Annotated in this window: 16 protein-coding genes; 2 read left to right on the top strand and 14 right to left on the bottom strand. The window is 57.6% G+C overall.

What is annotated here, in order from left to right; all coding sequences use genetic code 11:
* Positions 1-68: 68 nt before the first annotated feature.
* The 5 genes from WKI41_RS07865 to cysG form a co-directional block, all read right to left on the bottom strand.
* Complete coding sequence (locus tag WKI41_RS07865) at positions 69-881, bottom strand: ferredoxin--NADP reductase (protein WP_340192928.1); 813 nt, start codon at positions 879-881, stop codon at positions 69-71.
* Between the two features lie 145 nt (positions 882-1,026).
* Positions 1,027-1,533 (bottom strand): DUF934 domain-containing protein, encoded by a 507-nt coding sequence (locus WKI41_RS07860; protein ID WP_340192927.1) that lies wholly within the window; start codon positions 1,531-1,533, stop codon positions 1,027-1,029.
* 10 nt (positions 1,534-1,543) lie between these two features.
* Entirely contained in the window at positions 1,544-3,214 is a 1,671-nt protein-coding gene (locus WKI41_RS07855) for a nitrite/sulfite reductase (RefSeq protein ID WP_340192926.1), read from the bottom strand.
* Between the two features lie 8 nt (positions 3,215-3,222).
* Entirely contained in the window at positions 3,223-3,537 is a 315-nt protein-coding gene (locus tag WKI41_RS07850) for a DUF2849 domain-containing protein (protein ID WP_340192925.1), read from the bottom strand.
* Entirely contained in the window at positions 3,530-4,990 is a 1,461-nt protein-coding gene (gene cysG, locus WKI41_RS07845; RefSeq protein ID WP_340192924.1) for a siroheme synthase CysG, read from the bottom strand. Before cysG ends, WKI41_RS07850 begins: the two co-directional genes overlap by 8 nt.
* A 233-nt stretch (positions 4,991-5,223) precedes the next feature.
* On the opposite strand from cysG, the gene WKI41_RS07840 reads away from it, so the two are divergent.
* Positions 5,224-5,811 carry a deaminase gene (locus WKI41_RS07840; protein WP_340192923.1) on the top strand — a complete coding sequence of 196 codons (588 nt, stop codon included), beginning with the start codon at positions 5,224-5,226 and terminating at the stop codon, positions 5,809-5,811.
* Positions 5,812-5,830: 19 nt separating this feature from the next.
* Entirely contained in the window at positions 5,831-6,664 is an 834-nt protein-coding gene (gene mazG, locus WKI41_RS07835; protein WP_340192922.1) for a nucleoside triphosphate pyrophosphohydrolase, read from the top strand.
* 14 nt (positions 6,665-6,678) lie between these two features.
* On the opposite strand, the gene WKI41_RS07830 is transcribed toward mazG, so the two are convergent.
* The 9 genes from WKI41_RS07830 to dusB all read right to left on the bottom strand — a co-directional run bounded on the left by WKI41_RS07830 (position 6,679) and on the right by dusB (position 18,857).
* Positions 6,679-7,860, bottom strand: a complete 1,182-nt coding sequence (locus WKI41_RS07830; protein WP_340192921.1) for a diguanylate cyclase — start codon at positions 7,858-7,860, stop codon at positions 6,679-6,681.
* Positions 7,861-8,099: 239 nt separating this feature from the next.
* Positions 8,100-9,428: a GTPase HflX gene (gene hflX, locus WKI41_RS07825; protein ID WP_340192920.1), complete on the bottom strand. Its 1,329-nt coding sequence runs from the start codon at positions 9,426-9,428 to the stop codon at positions 8,100-8,102.
* A 197-nt stretch (positions 9,429-9,625) separates the two neighbouring features.
* Positions 9,626-9,868, bottom strand: a complete 243-nt coding sequence (gene hfq, locus WKI41_RS07820) for an RNA chaperone Hfq (protein WP_027673217.1) — start codon at positions 9,866-9,868, stop codon at positions 9,626-9,628.
* 188 nt (positions 9,869-10,056) lie between these two features.
* Positions 10,057-11,433 (bottom strand): Trk system potassium transporter TrkA, encoded by a 1,377-nt coding sequence (gene trkA / locus WKI41_RS07815; RefSeq protein WP_340192919.1) that lies wholly within the window; start codon positions 11,431-11,433, stop codon positions 10,057-10,059.
* A 46-nt stretch (positions 11,434-11,479) separates the two neighbouring features.
* The gene (locus WKI41_RS07810) at positions 11,480-12,844 is read right to left on the bottom strand and encodes a sigma-54-dependent transcriptional regulator (protein ID WP_340192918.1); all 1,365 of its coding nucleotides are present in this window, start codon (positions 12,842-12,844) and stop codon (positions 11,480-11,482) included.
* Entirely contained in the window at positions 12,834-15,098 is a 2,265-nt protein-coding gene (locus WKI41_RS07805) for a sensor histidine kinase NtrY-like (RefSeq protein ID WP_340192917.1), read from the bottom strand. Before WKI41_RS07805 ends, WKI41_RS07810 begins: the two co-directional genes overlap by 11 nt.
* A 149-nt stretch (positions 15,099-15,247) precedes the next feature.
* On the bottom strand, positions 15,248-16,699 hold the full coding sequence (gene ntrC / locus WKI41_RS07800; RefSeq protein WP_340192916.1) for a nitrogen regulation protein NR(I): 1,452 nt from the start codon (positions 16,697-16,699) through the stop codon (positions 15,248-15,250).
* Complete coding sequence (locus tag WKI41_RS07795; RefSeq protein ID WP_340192915.1) at positions 16,696-17,844, bottom strand: two-component system sensor histidine kinase NtrB; 1,149 nt, start codon at positions 17,842-17,844, stop codon at positions 16,696-16,698. The genes ntrC and WKI41_RS07795 overlap by 4 nt, the downstream gene beginning before the upstream one ends.
* Positions 17,841-18,857, bottom strand: coding sequence for a tRNA dihydrouridine synthase DusB (dusB, locus tag WKI41_RS07790; protein WP_340192914.1), 1,017 nt, complete (start codon positions 18,855-18,857; stop codon positions 17,841-17,843). Before dusB ends, WKI41_RS07795 begins: the two co-directional genes overlap by 4 nt.
* Positions 18,858-18,923: the final 66 nt, after the last annotated feature.

Raw genomic sequence — 18,923 nt, 5'->3', positions numbered from 1 at the left:
GCCAAACATCGACGAAAAATGAAAAAGGAGACGCGGGGCCTCCTTTTTCTCAAGACTTCACGATCGCCTCAGCCTACGAAGGCGCGCTCGATAACGAATTCAGCAGGCTTGTTATTGGCGCCTTCGGTCAGACCGGCCTGCTCCAGCAATTCCTTTGTGTCCTTCAGCATCGCGGAAGAGCCGCAGATCATGCCACGGTCGATTGCAGGATCGAGCGCCGGAACACCGAGATCGGCAAACATCTTGCCGTTGGCGATCAGATCGGTAATGCGGCCCTTGAACGGGTATTCCTCACGCGTCACCGTCGCATAGTGCTTCAGCTTGTCGCCGGCAATCTCGCTCAGGAACTCATGATTCTTGATCTCTTCCACAAGGTCGAAGCCGTATTTCAGCTCGGCAACATCCCGGCAGGTGTGAGTTAGGATCACTTCCTCGAACTTCTCGTATGTCTCAGGGTCGCGAATGAGGCTTGCAAAGGGCGCAATCCCTGTACCCGTGGAGAACATATAGAGGCGTTTGCCGGGTGTAAGAGCATCCAGTACCAGCGTTCCTGTCGGCTTCTTGCGCATCAGCACCGTATCACCCGGCTTGATCGCCTGCAGGTGAGAGGTCAACGGTCCATCCGGCACCTTGATGGAGAAGAACTCGAGTTCTTCATCCCAGGCGGGGCTTGCAATGGAATAGGCGCGATAGATCGGCTTGTCGCCGACCATCAGGCCAATCATTGCGAACTCGCCGGAGCGGAAGCGGAAGCCAGCCGGACGCGTCATGCGGAAGCGGAACAGGTGGTCGGTGTAATGCTCGACCGAAAGAACCGTCTCAGCGTAAACGCCGTCAGGGATCTTCACTGCAAATTCTTCCGTTTTGGCAGGAGCGTTCATTCTTCTTCCGTCCATTTCACAAAAAGCCAGACATTCTCTAGGCGGGGAAATACACCATCCGCACCGCCTTTTGAAGGTACAGGAACGTCATTGGAGCTATGCGCTTAGAAATATGTATCAATAACTCATATTTCTGCGCACTCGTTCAAACTGCCGCGCGGCGACGCCAGCTGTAGGTCTCGCCCTCCGTGGCAGGTTTTGCCGTCGGTTGGTAATAGACATTGATGCCGGGCAGGCGGTTTTCCGACAGACGACGGATCGCCGTGTCGTTCGTCACTGCGAAGCTGGTGAAACCAGTGCGCAACATCAACGGTACCTGGTCGATCAATACGTCACCCACAGCCCGCAACTCGCCCTGGTAGTTCAAGCGCGTGCGCAAAAGAGAGGCGTGGCTGAAGCCGCGGCCGTCGTTGAAGGCCGGGAAGCTGACGGCGATAAGCGCGACGCGATCGATGAAGGGTGCCAGTTTCGTCACGTCATCAGCCGGTGTGATCAGAACGCCGAGACCGACATCATTGCTCTCAGCGGCTCGCGTCAAAAAGGACTCCAGCGACAGGACCGCATTCTGCCCCTCGCCCGCTTTAACGTCGTCGTTTTCGATGACCCACGGGTCGTTCTCGACGAAGCCTTCTTCGTTCCAGATTTTCGACATTTCGTATTCCTCAAGCAGCTTCTGCGGCTGCAGGATAAAGGGCATCCTTGAAAGGCTGCGGTCCGACACGGCGATAGGCTTCCAGGAAGGTTTCTTCCCTCGACAGCCGCAGGCCGAGATAGGTGTCGACAATTGTCTCCACCGCATCCGTCACCTTCTCCGGCTCGAAGCCACGACCGATGATTTCGCCGATCGACGAATTCTCATCGCCCGAGCCACCCAGCGTGATCTGATAGAGTTCGGCACCCTTCTTCTCGACACCGAGCAGGCCGATATGGCCGACATGGTGGTGGCCGCAGGCGTTGATGCAGCCGGAAATCTTGATCTTCAGCTCACCAATTTCAGCCTGACGCTCCGGCGCGCCGAACCGTCTGGAAATCTCCTGCGAAACAGGGATGGAGCGCGCATTGGCGAGCGCGCAATAGTCCAGGCCGGGACAGGCGATAATGTCAGTGATCAGACCGGCATTGGCGGTAGCAAGCCCCGCGCCTTGCAGCGCTCGATAGACTGGCTCAAGATCGGCAAGTGCCACATGCGGCAGGATGATATTCTGCTCGTGGCTGATGCGGATTTCATCGAAAGCATATTCTGCGGCAATATCAGCCACCACTTCCATCTGCTCGTCCGAAGCATCACCCGGAATACCGCCGATCGGCTTCAGCGAGATCGTCACCATGCCGTAGTCAGGATGCTTGTGCGGCTGGACGTTCTGATCCACCCAGCGCGCGAAATCCCCGTCCGCCTTCTTCCAGCGCGCAAGGCTTTCCCAGCTTTCCGGACGGTCCTTCAACTGCGGCGGCGCGAAGTAGGTGGTGATCGCGGCTATATCAGCGTCGGGAAGTTTCAGTTCGCCGTTCTTCAGGTGGACGAATTCCGCCTCAACCTGACGCGCCAGCTCTTCCGCACCCGTTTCATGCACGAGGATTTTGATGCGCGCCTTGTACTTGTTGTCACGACGGCCATGCAGGTTGTACACGCGCATGATCGCGGTGGTGTAGGAGAGGAGGTCTTCCTCGGGAAGGAAATCGCGAATCTTCTTGGCGATCATCGGGGTTCTGCCCTGCCCGCCACCGACATAAACGGCAAAGCCGATTTCACCCTTGTCGTTCTTCTTAAGGTGCAGACCGATGTCGTGAACCTGAATGGCGGCGCGATCGCGCTCCGCACCGGTCACAGCAATCTTGAACTTGCGTGGCAGGAAGGAAAACTCCGGATGCACGGAAGACCACTGGCGCAGGATTTCCGCATAGGGGCGCGGATCGGCTACTTCATCGGCCGCAGCACCGGCGAAGTGATCGGCGGTGACATTGCGAATGCAGTTGCCGGAGGTCTGCAGCGCATGCATTTCGACGCTTGCGAGCTCTTCCAGAATGGCAGGCGTATCGGCCAGGCGCGGCCAGTTGTACTGGATGTTCTGACGGGTGGTGAAGTGGCCGTAACCACGATCATACTTGCGAGCGATATGCGCCAGCATCCTCATCTGCTTCGAGTTCAGCGTTCCATAGGGGATCGCGACGCGCAGCATATAGGCATGCAATTGAAGATAAACGCCGTTCATCAGACGTAGGGGCTTGAACGCATCCTCGGCCAGTTCACCGGACAGGCGGCGTTCCACCTGATCGCGAAACTGCTCCACGCGACCTTTTACGAAAGCGTGGTCGAACTCGTCATAACGGTACATGATATTCCTCAGACTGCGATAAATGCTGCGTCAGCAGGCTTGTAGCCCGTGGCGTATTCAATTGTGGGACCCGCTGCGCGGATGCGTTCGCGCAGGCGCGTCGGCCAGAGGCGGCCGTCTTCTTCGGCCACGTCAACAATATTGACGTCTACGACCTTATTGGCCGAGAAGTCACGCTTACCAATTTCTTCCAGGGACGCGACAGCCTCCGCATGGCGCGCGACGAGCGAAGACTGCAGATCCTCATTCCATTCGCCATTCGCGTCCAGCCACACGGCGATGCCATCGCTGAGGCGGTTCGCAGTCAGTACCTTATCAACCATTTGCATACTCCTGTCCGAGATTTGCGCTCAAAGGCGAGACCGCCAGCGCTTCGGACCTTTCAAAATTTGCACCGGCAACCGCATCGCCGATGATTACCATGACCGGACCGGTCAACTCGTCGCGATGCTCAAGGTCCGGCAAATCCTTCAACGTGCCGTGCATCAAACGGCGATAGCTTCGGCTGGCATTTTCGATCACAGCGACCGTCGTGTCCGCATTAAGGCCTGCGTTCATCAGCCTAGTCGCGACCGATGCCGCGACGCTGCGCCCCATATAAACGGCGATCGTGGCGCCTGAGACGGCGAGCCGTGCCCAGTCCGGCAGGATATCGCCCGCGAGATCGTGACCGGTGGTGAAGATCAGCGACGAGGCGACGCCTCGCAATGTCAACGGCAATTCGAAGTCAGCCGCAGCAGCAAAGGCCGAAGTTATGCCGGGGACGATTTCGTATCCGATGCCGGCTTCGCGCAATGCCGCCATTTCTTCGGCCGCGCGTCCGTAGACCAGTGGGTCGCCTGATTTCAGACGAACGACCCGTTTGCCTTCCTGGCCAAGAGACACCAACAGCTTGTTGATGTCTTCCTGCGACTTGGAATGACAGCCCTTGCGCTTGCCGACCGACAGGCGCTCGGCGTCCCGGCGGCCCATATTGACGATCTCCTGCGGCACCAGCGCATCGTAGACGATGACGTCCGCCTGCATGAGGACGCGCTGCGCACGAAGCGTCAGCAGATCTTCGGCACCCGGCCCTGCCCCTACCAACCAGACATAGCCCTCAGGACTCTCTGGCGAGAGGAGAAGCTTCGCGGCTGCCGAATGGGCGGCATCGACATCGTTCTGGGCGACGGCATCCGCGACGCTCCCAGAGAAGAACCGGCGCCAGAAGTTTCGGCGAAGAGCGCCTTTTGGAATGCTGGCCTCCGCTGCGTCGCGGTACTCAACTGCAAGCCGGGCAAGACGACCAAGGGATGGTGCTAGCATCTGGTCAATGCGGGCACGAACGATTTGGCCCAGTACCGGCCCTGCTCCTTCGGTACAGATGGCAACCGCGAGAGGCGCACGCGCCACAAGACCGGGCGTATAGAAATCGCAATAGCCAGGCTGGTCGACGGCATTGGCGGGAATGGACTTCGCACGCGCCGCATCCACGATCTCACGGTCCAGCGCCTCGTCGCCCGTGGCGGCAAAGACCAACGTCATGCCGTCTACCTGATCCACAGCGAAGGGTTGTGCGACAACCTTGATCTGCTCTTTTTCCAAGAAGGCCGCGTAGTCGGTCTGCGGATTGTCCGAGAAGGCAACGATCAGAGCATTGGTGTTTGAAAGAAGACGCGCCTTGGCGTAAGCCTCATCTCCGTTCCCGAACACAGCAACGTACTTACCCTCCACCTTGAAGAAGGCGGGAAAGGTCATCAAGCGGTCCTCGGTGCGGGAAGCAGTGGTCTCGAACATGGTCGCAATATCGCCGATCGGTTAAAAAGGTTGAAGGCACGAAAATTCCTACATCATAATGCCGTAGATTATTATTTCTCGGCAAGCGGCGTTTTTGAGGAAAAGCGACCGAAGCGACCGCGGCGCAACACTGCTTCCCAAGGATGGTATTTCTATAAAAATTCTATATTTCTTTGCTGTTTCTGACCGAAACCAACCGTGAATTTACCTTCTACAGAACAAGGGCGCATATCTTGACAGAGCAATCCTTGGCCTCGCGCCTCCTCGACGTGATCGAGCATGACATCCTACCCCTGACAACCCGTGGCGTCGCGCTCGGCAACAAGGTGTTCGGCGCAGCGATATTGCGTAAATCCGATCTATCGCTGGTGATTGCCGAAACCAATAACGAGCTCGAGAACCCTCTGTGGCACGGCGAGGTTCACACGCTAAAGCGTTTCTACGAACTCGGCGAAAAGCCAGACACGAAGGACCTGATCTTCCTCTCAACCCACGAACCCTGCACCATGTGCATGTCGGCAATAACCTGGGCTGGCTTCGACAATTTCTACTCCTTCTTCAGCCATGAAGACTCTCGTGACGCCTTCGCGATTCCGCATGACCTGAAGATCCTGAAGGAAGTCTTCGGACTGGAGCCCGGCGGCTATCGGCGCAGCAACGCCTTCTGGAATTCCTACTTCATCGCGGATCTGGTCGAAGCAGAGGATGAACCGTTGAGAACGAAGCTGCGGGAGCAGACGGCGCGGATCAAAACGGTCTATAACGACCTCTCCAACAGCTACCAGTCCTCCAAATCTGATAACAATATTCCCTTGAACTGACAGTCCGGAAAGCAAAGCCATGGAAGCCTCGAAAGATATCTCCCGTCTCATCGAGATCATGGAGGCGTTGCGTCAACCTGAAACAGGCTGCCCTTGGGATATCGTCCAGACATTCGAGACGATCAAACCCTATACGATCGAGGAAGCCTATGAGGTAGCGGATGCGATCGAGCGCAACGATACGGACGATCTTTGCGAAGAGCTTGGGGATCTCCTTCTGCAGGTGGTGTTTCATTCTCGGATTGCGGAGGAGATGGGCGCATTCTCCTTCGGCGATGTCGTCCATGCCGTCACGTCAAAGATGATCCGCCGTCATCCGCATGTTTTTGCGGCTTCTGAGGCAGACACGCCGGAGTCGGTGAAGCTGCAATGGGATGAGATCAAGGCCGCCGAGAAGCGGGAGCGGCTGGAAAGACGTGCTTCTCGTGGTGTCAGCGAAGATCCGAAGGCAGGCTTTCTAGGATCTGTTCAGCGCAGCCAACCTGCGCTGACGGAGGCTTTGAAGCTTCAGGAGCAGGCCGCCCGTGTGGGTTTCGACTGGTCAGCGGCGGAGCCCATCCTCGATAAGATCGAGGAAGAGATTGGCGAGTTGAGACACGCGCTTTCCGAAGGCAAGTCGGAGAGCATCAGTGACGAATTGGGCGATATGATCTTTGCCATGGTGAACATCGGTCGTCACGTCAAAGTCGACGCAGAAAACGCACTGCGCGGTACCAATACCAAATTTCGCCGCCGCTTCCGCCATATCGAAACCTCGCTAGCTGCTCGCGGAGAAACGCTTGAGGCTGCAAGTCTCGAGAGGATGGAAGAGCTATGGCAGGCAGCAAAGGCGATCGAGCGACAACTCGGATAAGCGTCAGCCTGCGCTTAAATGTAGTTGATTCTCTGCTGAAATTGCTCATCGACGAAGTTTTCCGCACGATATAGCGTCAGACGATTTCGGCCAGATGCTTTCGATGCATAAAGTGCCATGTCCGCCTTTTTGAGCAACGACCTCGCGGTGCTGGTCTTTTCCTCGCAAACAGCGATGCCCATGCTCAACGTTGCGACCACGGTTTGATCGTCCATCACGTGTGTGATCGAACTCACGACTTTCTGAAGCGTATCGGAAAATGCCACAGCCTCGTCCTTGCCGATATCGGGCTGATACAGAATGAATTCCTCGCCACCAAAGCGAGCGAAGCTATCCACCGGGCGAATCCGGGTGAAGAGTTCTCGTGCAACACGCGCCAGGATTTCATCACCAGCAAGGTGTCCAAACGTGTCATTGATCCGCTTGAAATGATCGATATCAATCATCACGATCGCATCGCCATTGCGAACGATCTCCGGAAGCCTTGAACTGAAGGAGTGCCGGTTCGGCACACCAGTCAGTACATCGAGCCCGACCAGGCCTCTCAAGCGCTCCTCAGTCCGTTCCTTGACAAGCGCCATGACGAAGAAGGCGATGGCGAAATGGCAGATGATGGAGGCAAAAAATGCGTTTCTTGCGATGTTCATCGCCTTCACAGGAAATGCGATTCCGACCGCTACGAGCAGCGTTAAAACAGCGGCGATGAGGATCGACATCGCCAAAGGTTTTCTGACGGGTAGCGGCTCCGTGAGATTGTCGGCACGAACCGTTAATGCAGACGCAAAAAGCAGGGCTGCAGCCGTCGTCTGGAACGCGATCGTTCTGCTAGACGGCAAATCATAAAGGCCTGCAGCGATCAGCAACAGGCAGATGACGACCGGCAGAGCCAAGACCAGCCATTCGCGATTTCTTTTCCTCTGTCTGCTGATGCGGCACATGCCAAGCCAGAAGACCGCATATCCGACAAGGCCGGCAAACATTCCAGCCATCGCGAATACATATTCGCGCCCCGGCGCAAGATGTCCAACGCCAACCAGAATGGATGCCATGGCAACGAGAAAGAAACCGATTGCCAGAAGACCAAGGCCAACGCTTTCACGGGACTGAGAGCGAACATAGATGAAGCAGAGACCGGCGACGACGAATGAAAGTTTGTGAAGAATAAGGACGGTTGGAAGATCTAGTTCTGGCAACATCAATATCAGCTCACATCATATCCGTCACACGATTATCATCTAAGGGACATCTCAACTCTATGATCTCGCAGAATGCGACACAGTCGAGGACATAGCTGATATGCGATGCTTCTATAGTTTCTGAAGCGTGTCGCGATCTTTCATATTCACGGCCATGCTTCAAGTTCTTGTTTCGTCTTGCTGCGTCTCAGTAGAACGGGGCAACGCTTTACGAGACGAGCTTCGGCCAGAGGCCGCCGTTAACGCTCCCAGTCTTCTGACTGCGGCTTGGCGCCGAGACCAAGCTTTCGCTCAAGCGCCGCCCCCTGCTCTCCGGAAAGCCGGATGTCGAGCGCAACCGAACCGTCTTCGCGGTCTTCGCGTCCATTGACGATGGCATTGTCGTAAACCCAAGACAAAAGCGGCAGCTGATCGACGCTCAGAACGATCGTGGTCTCCGTCAAGACGCCTGAGAGACGAACAGAAACATCGTCCATCAGCGCCTCGACACCCTCGCCCGTCAGCGCCGAGACGGCACGGACATTCGCCCGACCTTCTGCCTTCTGCATGATGGCGTCATGAGCTTCCGGCTCCAACCGGTCGACCTTGTTCCAGACCTCGATGATCCGTTCTTCAGCAACCTTCTCGTCGATACCGAGATCGCCCAAGATACGCATGACATCGCCTGCCTGAGCGGCATTGTCGGGGTCCGACATGTCGCGCACATGCAAGACGAGATCGGCTTCCAGCACCTCTTCCAGCGTTGCGCGGAAGGCGGCCACGAGATGGGTCGGCAGATCGGAGATGAAGCCAACCGTGTCCGACAGGATAACGGTGCGCCCATGCGGCAGCTTCATACGGCGGAGCGTCGGATCGAGCGTGGCAAACAGCATGTCTTCGGCCAGGACACCCGCGCCCGTGATGCGGTTGAACAGCGTCGACTTTCCGGCATTGGTGTATCCGACCAGCGCCACAATCGGATGTGGCACCTTGCGGCGCTTTGCGCGATGGAGCTGGCGGGTACGCACGACCTGCTCGAGTTCCCGCTCCAGACGCACGATGCGCTCTTGGAGAAGACGCCTGTCCGCTTCGATCTGCGTTTCGCCCGGACCACCCATGAAGCCCGCACCACCGCGCTGGCGCTCAAGGTGGGTCCAGCTTCTGACGAGACGGCCTTTCTGATAATTGAGATGCGCAAGATCGACCTGCAGCGTGCCTTCCTTGGTGGAGGCGCGGCGTCCGAAAATTTCAAGGATGAGACCGGTCCGGTCGATGACCTTGGAGTTCCACTGCTTTTCCAGATTGCGTTGCTGGACCGGCGTCAGCGGGTGATCGACGATCACAAGACCCGCATCCGTCTCATCCAGCAGATGACCGATTTCTTCGATCTTCCCGGTGCCGAACAGCGTCGCTGGGCGCGGCTGGCTGACGGGAACGATCAACCCTTGTGTGACGGTCAGATCAATGGCGAGTGCTAGACCTTTGGCTTCTTCGAGCTTTGCTTCCATCGACCGCAGAGGAGCCGTCGCTGTCGCTTCTCGATGCTCGCGCTGCTGCTTCAGTTGCGGGACAAGGACAACAGCGCGCATATCATCGCGGCGCTTTTCAAGCTCGGGGATAATGGATTCGTTCGACGTATCACGTGTAGAAATGTGCTGGCCCTTTCAGTTGCTGGTGCCAGTTAGAAATATAGGCGGCTACACGAGAAAAACAACGGAGCTCAACCGAGAGTTCCGTTGTCCATCGCTGCAGGACGAGAGATCGGGTACGTCTCAGAGACGGTGAATCAGGCCGCGCCTTCTTCGGTCTCAAACATCTGCATAGGCTGGCCGGGCATGATGGTGGAGATCGCATGCTTATAGACGAGCTGCGAATGACCATCGCGGCGCAGAAGCACGCAGAAATTGTCAAATGACGTGACAACACCGGTGAGCTTGACGCCGTTGATGAGGAAAATCGTCAACGAAATCTTCTGCTTACGCACAGTGTTGAGGAAAAGGTCTTGCAGGTTTTGAGAACGTTCCGCCATGGCGCCGCTTCTTTCTTTTTTGCCCGGATGGGAGACCGGGAAATCAAACAATCAATAATGCAATCCCGCTGGCCGTGCCCCCTGCCATTGGGTGAAACTCTGGTATCAAATCACGCTCTGTTCCGCAATGTCGAAAAACTCACTCCATTTTTCGGCGGCTATCCAAGGGTCGTGCATTTCTCGATAGATTAGAAATATTGCAGCGAGACCCTGAAGAGCTGCTCCACATCGCGCACGGAATCTGCCGATGCAAAGAGAATGACACGGTCTTTCGCCTTGATCTTCATGTTGCCGTCCGGGCGTAAAACCATCTTGTCGCGATAGACCGCACCGATGCGGATGCCTTCGGGAAGATCGATCTCGCGAAGCGCCTGGCCGACGAGCGGCGATGTCTCCAGCGCCTCGGCCTCGATGATTTCGCCATTGCCGCGCTGCACCGCATAGACGGACCGGATACGCCCCTTACGGACGTGCTGTAGCACGCGTGAAATCGTCACCGCCCGCGGATTGATATAGGCGTCCAGCGCCAACGACTTCGCTGCGTCGTGGAAGGACGTGGCGTTCAGCAGTGCAAGGTTCGATTTGCAGCCCATCTGCCTTGCCATGACTGCGCCGAGAATATTGGTCTGGTCGTTATTCGTGAGCGTGACCATTAAATCGGCGTCCTGAATATCCGCCTGGTGAAGGATCTTCTGGTCCAGCACCGAGCCGTTTAGAACAATTGTGGAATTCAGGTTTTCCGATGCCGCAATCGCCTTGTCGCGATCGAACTCGATGATCTTGACGCGCGTCTTCGGCTGCAGTTCCTCGATGGAACGTGCAACGTATTGACCAATATTGCCACCGCCGGCGATCACGATCCGGCTCGCCTCTTTCTCCACATGGCCGAAAAGGCCGAGCGTGCGTCGCGCATGCTGGCGTTGGCAGATGACGTAGGCGAGATCCCCCGTGCGCAATTGCTCGGACGAGTCGACCGACTTTAGATGACCGTTTCGGAATACGCCCACGACAGTCGCCACCAGATCCGGAAAGAGCTGGCTCAACTGCTGCAGCGGCGTGTTGACGACCGGGCAGTCCTCCATGCATTCGATCGCCAACATCGACACATTGTCATCGGCAAATCGGACCACATCGGTGGCACCTGGAAAAGCGATGCGGCGCAGCACCATCTTGCCAACTTCAATCTCTGGCGAGATCGTCACGTCGATGGACATGTTCTCACGGCTGAACAGATCGCCGTATTCTGGTGCCAGATAGCTTTGGTCGCGGATGCGGGCGATCTTGGTCGGCACGCTGAACAGCGCATGCGCGACTTCGCAGGCGACAATATTGATCTCGTCATAGAGCGTGACGGCGATGATCATATCCGCCTGATCTGCACCCGCTTTTGCCAGCACATCCGGGTGAGAACCATGCCCAACATAGCCGCGCACGTCGAGCGTTTCTGTGATCGCGGAAATAAGGGCGGCAGAGGTATCGATCACCGAAACCTCATTGTCTTCACGCGACAGTTGTTCGGCGATGCCGTAACCCACCTGCCCCGCGCCGCAAATGATGACCTTCATGCGCCCTCTCCGAGCCGATTTCCAAACCCTGTCGAGCGCATGTCTATCAAACGCCAAGAGACTTGAGTTTGCGGTGCAGGGCAGAGCGTTCCATGCCGACAAATTCAGCCGTACGGGAGATGTTGCCGCCGAAGCGATTGATCTGGGCTACAAGATAATCGCGTTCGAACATTTCGCGCGCCTCACGAAGCGGAAGCGTCATGATGTGCTGATCACCCTGTGCGGCGATCTTTGGAAGCATATCGCCAATATCAGAGGGCAGCATGTCGGCAGTGATTGCCGTATCGCCGCCTTCTGGACGCGCAAGGATCATCAGGCGTTCGATATTGTTGCGAAGCTGGCGGATATTTCCCGGCCAGTCATGTGTCTGGAGAACGGCCATGGCGTCGTCACCGATTTTACGCGGACGAATGCCAGCCTGTTCCGAGATCTGGCGGATGAACATATCTACCAGGAACGGTATATCTTCGCGACGTTCCGACAGGGCCGGAACCTTGACCGGCACGACGGCGAGGCGATGATAGAGATCCTCGCGGAACAGCCCCTCTGAAATCAGGTTCTCGAGATTGAGTGCCGTTGACGAAATGATGCGGACATCGACCTTGACCCGCTTGCCGCCGCCGACACGTTCGAACTGCTGATCGACCAGCACGCGCAGAATCTTGTTCTGCGTCTCGCGTGGCATCTCGCCGACTTCATCGAGATAAAGAACGCCGCGATGCGCCTCTTCCAGCGCGCCGACCTTGCGCGGCTGCCCCGGCAAGCCTTCGGTGCCAAAAAGCGCGATTTCCATGCGTTCAGGCGTAATCGTGGCTGCGTTCAGCGCCACGAATGGTCCCGTCGCACGTGACGACTTCTTGTGGATCATGCGCGCCACGAGCTCCTTGCCGGAGCCGGACGGGCCAAGGATCATGATGCGGCTATTGGTGGGTGAGACGCGATCGATCGTCTGACGCAACTGCGAAACGGCCAAGGACGCGCCGATCAGTTCGACGGCGTCTCCGGTGCGCTTCTTCAGTTCCTGAACCTCGCGCTTCAGCTTGGAGTTTTCCAGCGCACGCTCGGCAATCAGGATCAGGCGGTCGGCCTTGAAAGGCTTTTCGATAAAGTCAAAAGCACCGCGCTTGATGGCGTTGACCGCGGTCTCGATATTGCCGTGACCCGAAATCATCACGACCGGCAGGTCTGGGTGACGGTTCTTGATTTCATCGAGAAGCGCCAGACCGTCCAGCTTGCTACCCTGCATCCAGATATCGAGGAAGATCAGGCGCGGAACGCGCTCCGAAATGGCAGCCAAAGCGCTATCGCTGTCATGCGCCATGCGGGTTTCGTGACCCTCATCAGACAGAATGCCCGCAACGATCTCACGGATGTCGGCCTCGTCGTCGACGACCAGAATATCAGATGCCATATGCAACTTCCTTATCAGTTTCGCTGCCAATCGCTTCAACGCGCGGGAGCAGCACTCTGATCATGGCACCGTGGCCATGATCGAAATCGGCGGGCGCATCGTGCAACTCGAGATGACCGCCGTGTTCTTCAATGATCTTCTTGACGATGGCGAGACCGAGCCCGGTGCCCTTGTCGCGCATCGTCATGTAGGGCTCGAGGATACGGTGACGGTTTTCGACAGGCAGACCTCTGCCATTGTCGATGACGTCCACCACGAACCGGTTGTTTGCGTCGTCGAAATCGGCGCGCACCAGGATGCGGCCGTTGCGCTTTTCGGCAGGATCGACAGACTCTATTGCCTCGGTGGCATTCTTGATGAGGTTGCCAAAGGCCTGGCCAAGCATGCGGGAATCGAACATGCCCTCCAGCGGTGTCTCGCCCAGTTCCGTCTCGAAGCTCACATGGCTCGCGCCCATCTCTCTGAGGAACGTCGCATCCTTCAGCACGGCGCGCAGGTCCGAGCGCTCCTTGGTTGGCTTCGGCATGCGGGCAAAGGCGGAGAACTCATCCACCATACGGCCGATATCGCCGACCTGACGAACGATCGTGTCGGTACATTGATCGAACACAGCGCGGTCGCTGTCATCGATTTGTTTGCCAAAGCGGCGCTTGATGCGCTCGGCCGACAGCTGAATCGGCGTCAGCGGGTTCTTGATCTCGTGGGCGATGCGTCGGGCGACATCCGACCAAGCGGTAGAGCGCTGGGCAATGACGAGATCGGTAATATCGTCCAGAGTAATGACATGGGACTCGCGGCCGTCGCGGGCGTCCTCGCGCGTGACCTGAACGCTCAAGGTCCGTTCCTTGCCGCGGCGCATGATGTTGATCTGTTGACGGAAATCTGCACGACCGGAGGCCGATGCTTCCGCCAGAACATGTTCGATTTCCGGCGCCGCAACGGAGAGCGGTGCACCGACCAGTTCGGATGAGGGAAGAGCGAGAAACTCTTCGGCCGATGGATTGACGATGGTAATCACCCGGTTCTCATCGACGCCAATCACGGCTGCCGTGACGCCGGAAAGAACCGCTTCGATAAAGCGACGGCGATCGTCGATGTCATCTTTCGCCTCGATGATCTCTTCCTGCTGGCTGCGGATCTCCGAGATCATCTTGTTGAAGGTTCGAGACAAGCGGCCGACGTCGCCGTCGATGGCGCGCACCGGAACCAGGACATGCAGGTTGCCGGTTGCCACGCTGTCGGCGGCACTGATGAGCAGTCGGATCGGACGGACGATGCGGTCGGCGACTGCGATTGCGGTCCAGATGGCGGCAAGAAGGACGATCAGCGCAAAGCCGAGATAGAGAATGGCGAAGGCGATCTGCAACGGCGCGCGGCCGGATTCCATCGCTTTATATTCGGCGCGGTTTTCCTCCATCAGGCGCATGGCCGACATGACCTTCGGGTCGACGGCGCGAACGGTGTAGAGAAACGTTCCGCCAATGCCTTCAAGCTTGATTATGGCGCCCACGAGATTGGTCACGCCCGGCGGAATAAGCGTTGGCTGGCCAGCCGCGGCCTTTTGAAGCGCGTCGGCCGGGATCGCCGGCAATGGCCGTTCTGTGGAGATATCGGCCTGCACCACCGCATCTCCATCCGCCTGCACGAGAAATGCACCGAGCATGCCGCGGCCTTTGGCCTGGCGCGTCATCAAATCGACGAAGCCTGTGCGGTCGAGATAGAAGAGCGCGCGGTTGCGGTCGAGATCGGTTGCCATGGAGAGCGTCTGGCCCTGAAGATAACCGGCATTCTCCAGCATGTAGGCCTGAGCGATATTGCTGGAGGAATCAACGATTGCCTGCGTGCGCAATGCGAACCAGCGGTCTAGCCCGACATTTAGCGTCAGACTGGCGAAAATTGCCACGAGGACGGCCGGCGTGATCGCGACGATCGAGAACAGCACGACGATGCGTACGTGCAGACGAGCCGCAGCCCTGCCCTTGCGGCGAGCCTTCAACAGCCGGCTGATCTCCCGGCCGATAAGATACATCAGGCCGATGACGAAGATGGAGTTGATGATGACCGAGGCGATGACGACATTGGAAGTCGGTGCGATCGGTGTCAGCCCAAGCAACACGATCAATGTCACGATCGCGCAGATTAGCGCCACGCCGGCGAGAACGAGACCCGGAAGCGCAAACGACATCCGGCGATCGGCAATCACCATGCCAGCCGCTTGCTCGTCGGCTCTTCCTTCGGCGACAGGTTTACGCATTGATCATCAATCCCAAGCCGCCAAGATCGGCAGCAACGCCACAGCCCAACATCATTTCCGCGGATCGCGCGAATCTATGATGTCACAGTGTTTTTCAAGCAACAGTTTGTGGCGAAAATGCAACGACGATCGTCGTATTGTCAATATGCTCAGGTGGTGCGCGAGCTGCGATACACGGAAACGCCGAGTTCCCGGATCTTTTTCCGAAGTGTATTGCGATTGAGACCAAGTAGATCTGCCGCCTTGATCTGGTTTCCACGCGTCGCGGTCAATGCTGCGAGGATCAGCGGATACTCCATCTCGTGCAGCACGCGGTCGTAGAGACCGGGTGGTGGGAGGTTCTCACCGAAGCTCGAGAAATACTCGCGCATGTTCTCTTCGACAGCTTGCGAGATCGTCAGGTTGCCGCTGCGAACGGTCGTCCGGTCGATCGGGCTATCCGGAACGTCAGACTGAAGCTCCTGCTCGATAATCTCGCGGGTGATGACTTCCTGCGGATAAAGCGCCATCAGGCGGCGGATCAAGTTTTCAAGTTCGCGGACGTTGCCAGGCCACGCGTAAGCCTTCATCAGCTCCAGCGCCTCACCTTCAAAGCGCTTGCCTTCAAGACCTTCCTTCTCGCCGGTCTGGATAAAGTGACGGACAAGATCGGGAATATCCTCGGCGCGGTCGCGAAGCGGCGGCAAGCGCAGCGGAACGACGTTCAGACGGTAATAGAGGTCTTCGCGGAAAAGACCCTGGTTGATCGACTGCTTCAGATCCTTGTTCGTCGCGGCCACAATACGCACATCGGTGCGGATCGGCGTACGTCCACCAACGGTCGTGTACTCGCCCTGCTGCAAGACACGCAGCAATCGGGTCTGTGCATCCATCGGCATGTCACCGATTTCATCGAGAAACAGCGTGCCGCCCTCAGCCTGCTCGAAACGACCGGTCGAGCGGTTCTGCGCGCCGGTGAAGGCGCCCTTCTCGTGACCAAAAAGTTCGGATTCGATCAGGTCACGGGGAATAGCCGCCATGTTGATGGCAACGAATGGACCGTTGCGGCGCTTGCCGTAATCATGCAGCGCCCGGGCTACCAATTCTTTTCCGGTACCCGACTCGCCGGTAATCATCAGCGTCAAGTCCGTCTGCATCAGGCGCGCGAGTACGCGGTAGATTTCCTGCATGGCAGCGGAGCGGCCGACGAGCGGCATGCCATCCTGCATGTCATCATCAAGCTTGGCAGGCTTACGCTTCGGCTCTGAGAGAGCGCGACCGATGATGGCGATCAATTCCGTCAGGTCGAAGGGCTTGGGCAGATAATCGTAGGCGCCCTTCTCCGATGCCTTGATGGCTGTCATGAAGGTGTTCTGCGCGCTCATGACGAGGACGGGAAGTTCCGGTCGTGCTTTCTTGATGCGCGGCAGAAGATCGAACGCGTTCTCATCAGGCATCACCACATCGGTAATGACAAGGTCGCCCTCACCCGCCGAGACCCAGCGCCAAAGCGTTGCGGCATTGGACGTGATGCGCACATCGTAACCGGCGCGGCTCAGCGCCTGGTTCAGAACGGTGCGGATAGCCGCATCATCATCGGCCACGAGAATCATTGCTGTCATGGATTGGACCCTGTCGTGTTCGGTATAATGCTGTCGTCCGGCGCAACTTCAGGCGAAACCGGCATCAGGACGCGAAATGTCGTGCGATGATTCTGGCTGTCGCATTCAACAATGCCGCCATGCGCGCCGATCAGTTTAGCCACCAGTGCCAGCCCCAGGCCAGAACCATTGGTCTTGGTGGTGATAAAGGGATCGAAGAGATGCGGCAGAAGATCGGATGGGACACCCGGCCCATTGTCATGGACGCAGAATTCGAGCGGCAGAGAAATGCGCTCCCGGCTGCCGGCGACTGACAAGCGGATGCCAGGGCGATAGGCGGTGGTTAGAATGATCTCGCCGTCCTGCTGGTTGGCGACAGCTTCGGCGGCGTTCTTCACCAGATTAAGAAAGACCTGCACGAGTTGATCGCGGTTCGCATAGACGGGCGGCAGGGACGGATCGTAGTTTTCGGTGATTTTGACGTTGCGGGCAAAACCGGCCTTGGCCACCGCTTTGACATGATCGAGCACCGAGTGGATATTGACCGGCACGCGGTCCACGGGACGCTCGTCGGAGAAAATCTCCATGCGGTCGACCAGCGACACGATGCGATCGGTCTCGTCGCAGATCAGCCGGGTCAGAGCTCTGTCCTCATCCGGAACCGAGGATTCGAGGAGCTGTGCAGCCCCTCTGATGCCGGAAAGGGGATTCTTAATTTCGTGTGCCAGCATCGACGCCAAACCGGTCACCGAACGCGCAGCAGCACGGTGGGTCAGCTGACGGTCAATCTTGTCCGCCATCGACCGTTCCTGGAACACCACGACAACCGAGCCTGGCTCGCTGACGACGGGAGCAACGTAAAGATCGACAAGCTTGTCCTGGCCAAGTCGCGGTGACGATAGATCCACACGGTATTCGTTGACAGGAGCGCGACGTTCGCGGACCTGATCAATCAACGCCAAAAGCGGGCTGCCGAAGGGGATGAAAGTTGAAATCCGATAGCGCGCCATATGGGCGGCGCTTGCGCCGAAGAAGGCTTCCGCCTCCCAATTGGCGAAGGCAACAAAACCTTCGGCATCGACAAGAATGACCGGGTTCTGGACGGCATTCAAAACGGCCATTGCCAAGGCGTTGCCGCCCGGCGCAGAGGAGTTTCCAGCGCTCATGCGGCTTTCCTCGTAGCATCGGCTTCTGCGCCACGTTCCAGCGCGCCGCGCAGCACGGCGATGACCTCACGCGTGTTCTTCGATGTCATAATCTGCACCTTGTCCTGCGCCGTGATTGAAGGCGCGAAGCGATCGAGATACCACCCAAGATGTTTGCGTGCGTGGCGAAGACCAGCTTCCAGCCCATAGAACTCGAGCATCATCTCGTAGTGCTCAACAGCGAGGTCAGCGATTTCTTGTCGTGCAGGTGCATCATGGCCTGCAAGAACGGCGGGTAACCAGGGCTGGCCCTGCGCGCCGCGCCCCACCATTACCGCGTCGGCGCCCGACAGGCGCAGTATTTCGGCCACATCGCTTTGCGTTTCCACGTCGCCGTTTGCGATCAGTGGCAGGGAAATCGCGTCACGGATGGCACGGATCGCACTCCAATCTGCCTTGCCTTCGTAAAACTGCATGCGGGTGCGGCCATGTATGGTGATGAGCTTCACACCTCCAGCTTCGGCCCGAGCAGCGATTACCGGAGCATTCAGGGAGTTTTCGTCCCACCCCAACCGCATCTTTACCGTTACTGGAACATCGACCGCCTTTACGGTTGCCTCAATCAGCGTCAGCGCATGATCAGGATCGCGCATCAATGCCGAGCCGGAATAGCCGCCGGTCACCTTTTTGGCGGGGCAGCCCATATTGATATCGATGATATCGGCGCCATTATCGGCCGCGATTTTTGCCGCTTCGGCCATCCAATGAGCTTCGCGTCCGGCAAGCTGAACCATATGTGGGGTCATGCCCGCATTCTTGAGACGAGCCCAGGATTCGCCCTTGTTTGCGACGAGTTCGCGGCTTGCGACCATTTCGGTCACCACAAGGCCTGCACCGAAGCGCCAGGCCAACTGACGAAAAGGAAGATCAGTGACCCCAGACATGGGCGCGAGAACTGCGCGGTTACGGACAGCCACGCCACCAATCTGAAATGAGTCTGACAGCGCCGGGAGATGCAATTGGCGATCTTTCATGCAGCTAGAAATTTTGCATTATTTTTAGACAGCGATTTCGCACTTGCCAAGCACCCGCGCTGTTTT

Source organism: Agrobacterium larrymoorei, from assembly GCF_037722385.1.
GTDB classification, from domain to species: domain Bacteria; phylum Pseudomonadota; class Alphaproteobacteria; order Rhizobiales; family Rhizobiaceae; genus Agrobacterium; species Agrobacterium larrymoorei_C.
The sequence above is the reverse complement of the archived record's forward strand: the minus strand, read 5'-3'. Positions and strand labels throughout refer to the sequence as shown.

Bases quoted from the DNA above. Each gene is read 5' to 3' on its own strand.
- hflX (WP_340192920.1), bottom strand. From the start codon at position 9,428: ATGCGCGCTGTTGTCCTTGTCCCGCAACTGAAGCAGCAGCGCGAGCAT.
- WKI41_RS07850 (WP_340192925.1), bottom strand. From the start codon at position 3,537: ATGGTTGATAAGGTACTGACTGCGAACCGCCTCAGCGATGGCATCGCC.
- WKI41_RS07865 (WP_340192928.1), bottom strand. From the start codon at position 881: ATGAACGCTCCTGCCAAAACGGAAGAATTTGCAGTGAAGATCCCTGAC.
- WKI41_RS07810 (WP_340192918.1), bottom strand. From the start codon at position 12,844: ATGGCATCTGATATTCTGGTCGTCGACGACGAGGCCGACATCCGTGAG.
- WKI41_RS07855 (WP_340192926.1), bottom strand. From the start codon at position 3,214: ATGTACCGTTATGACGAGTTCGACCACGCTTTCGTAAAAGGTCGCGTG.
- WKI41_RS07795 (WP_340192915.1), bottom strand. From the start codon at position 17,844: ATGAGCGCTGGAAACTCCTCTGCGCCGGGCGGCAACGCCTTGGCAATG.
- WKI41_RS07860 (WP_340192927.1), bottom strand. From the start codon at position 1,533: ATGTCGAAAATCTGGAACGAAGAAGGCTTCGTCGAGAACGACCCGTGG.
- hfq (WP_027673217.1), bottom strand. From the start codon at position 9,868: ATGGCGGAACGTTCTCAAAACCTGCAAGACCTTTTCCTCAACACTGTG.
- ntrC (WP_340192916.1), bottom strand. From the start codon at position 16,699: ATGACAGCAATGATTCTCGTGGCCGATGATGATGCGGCTATCCGCACC.
- WKI41_RS07805 (WP_340192917.1), bottom strand. From the start codon at position 15,098: ATGCGTAAACCTGTCGCCGAAGGAAGAGCCGACGAGCAAGCGGCTGGC.
- WKI41_RS07830 (WP_340192921.1), bottom strand. From the start codon at position 7,860: ATGTTGCCAGAACTAGATCTTCCAACCGTCCTTATTCTTCACAAACTT.
- cysG (WP_340192924.1), bottom strand. From the start codon at position 4,990: ATGTTCGAGACCACTGCTTCCCGCACCGAGGACCGCTTGATGACCTTT.
- dusB (WP_340192914.1), bottom strand. From the start codon at position 18,857: ATGAAAGATCGCCAATTGCATCTCCCGGCGCTGTCAGACTCATTTCAG.
- trkA (WP_340192919.1), bottom strand. From the start codon at position 11,433: ATGAAGGTCATCATTTGCGGCGCGGGGCAGGTGGGTTACGGCATCGCC.
- mazG (WP_340192922.1), top strand. From the start codon at position 5,831: ATGGAAGCCTCGAAAGATATCTCCCGTCTCATCGAGATCATGGAGGCG.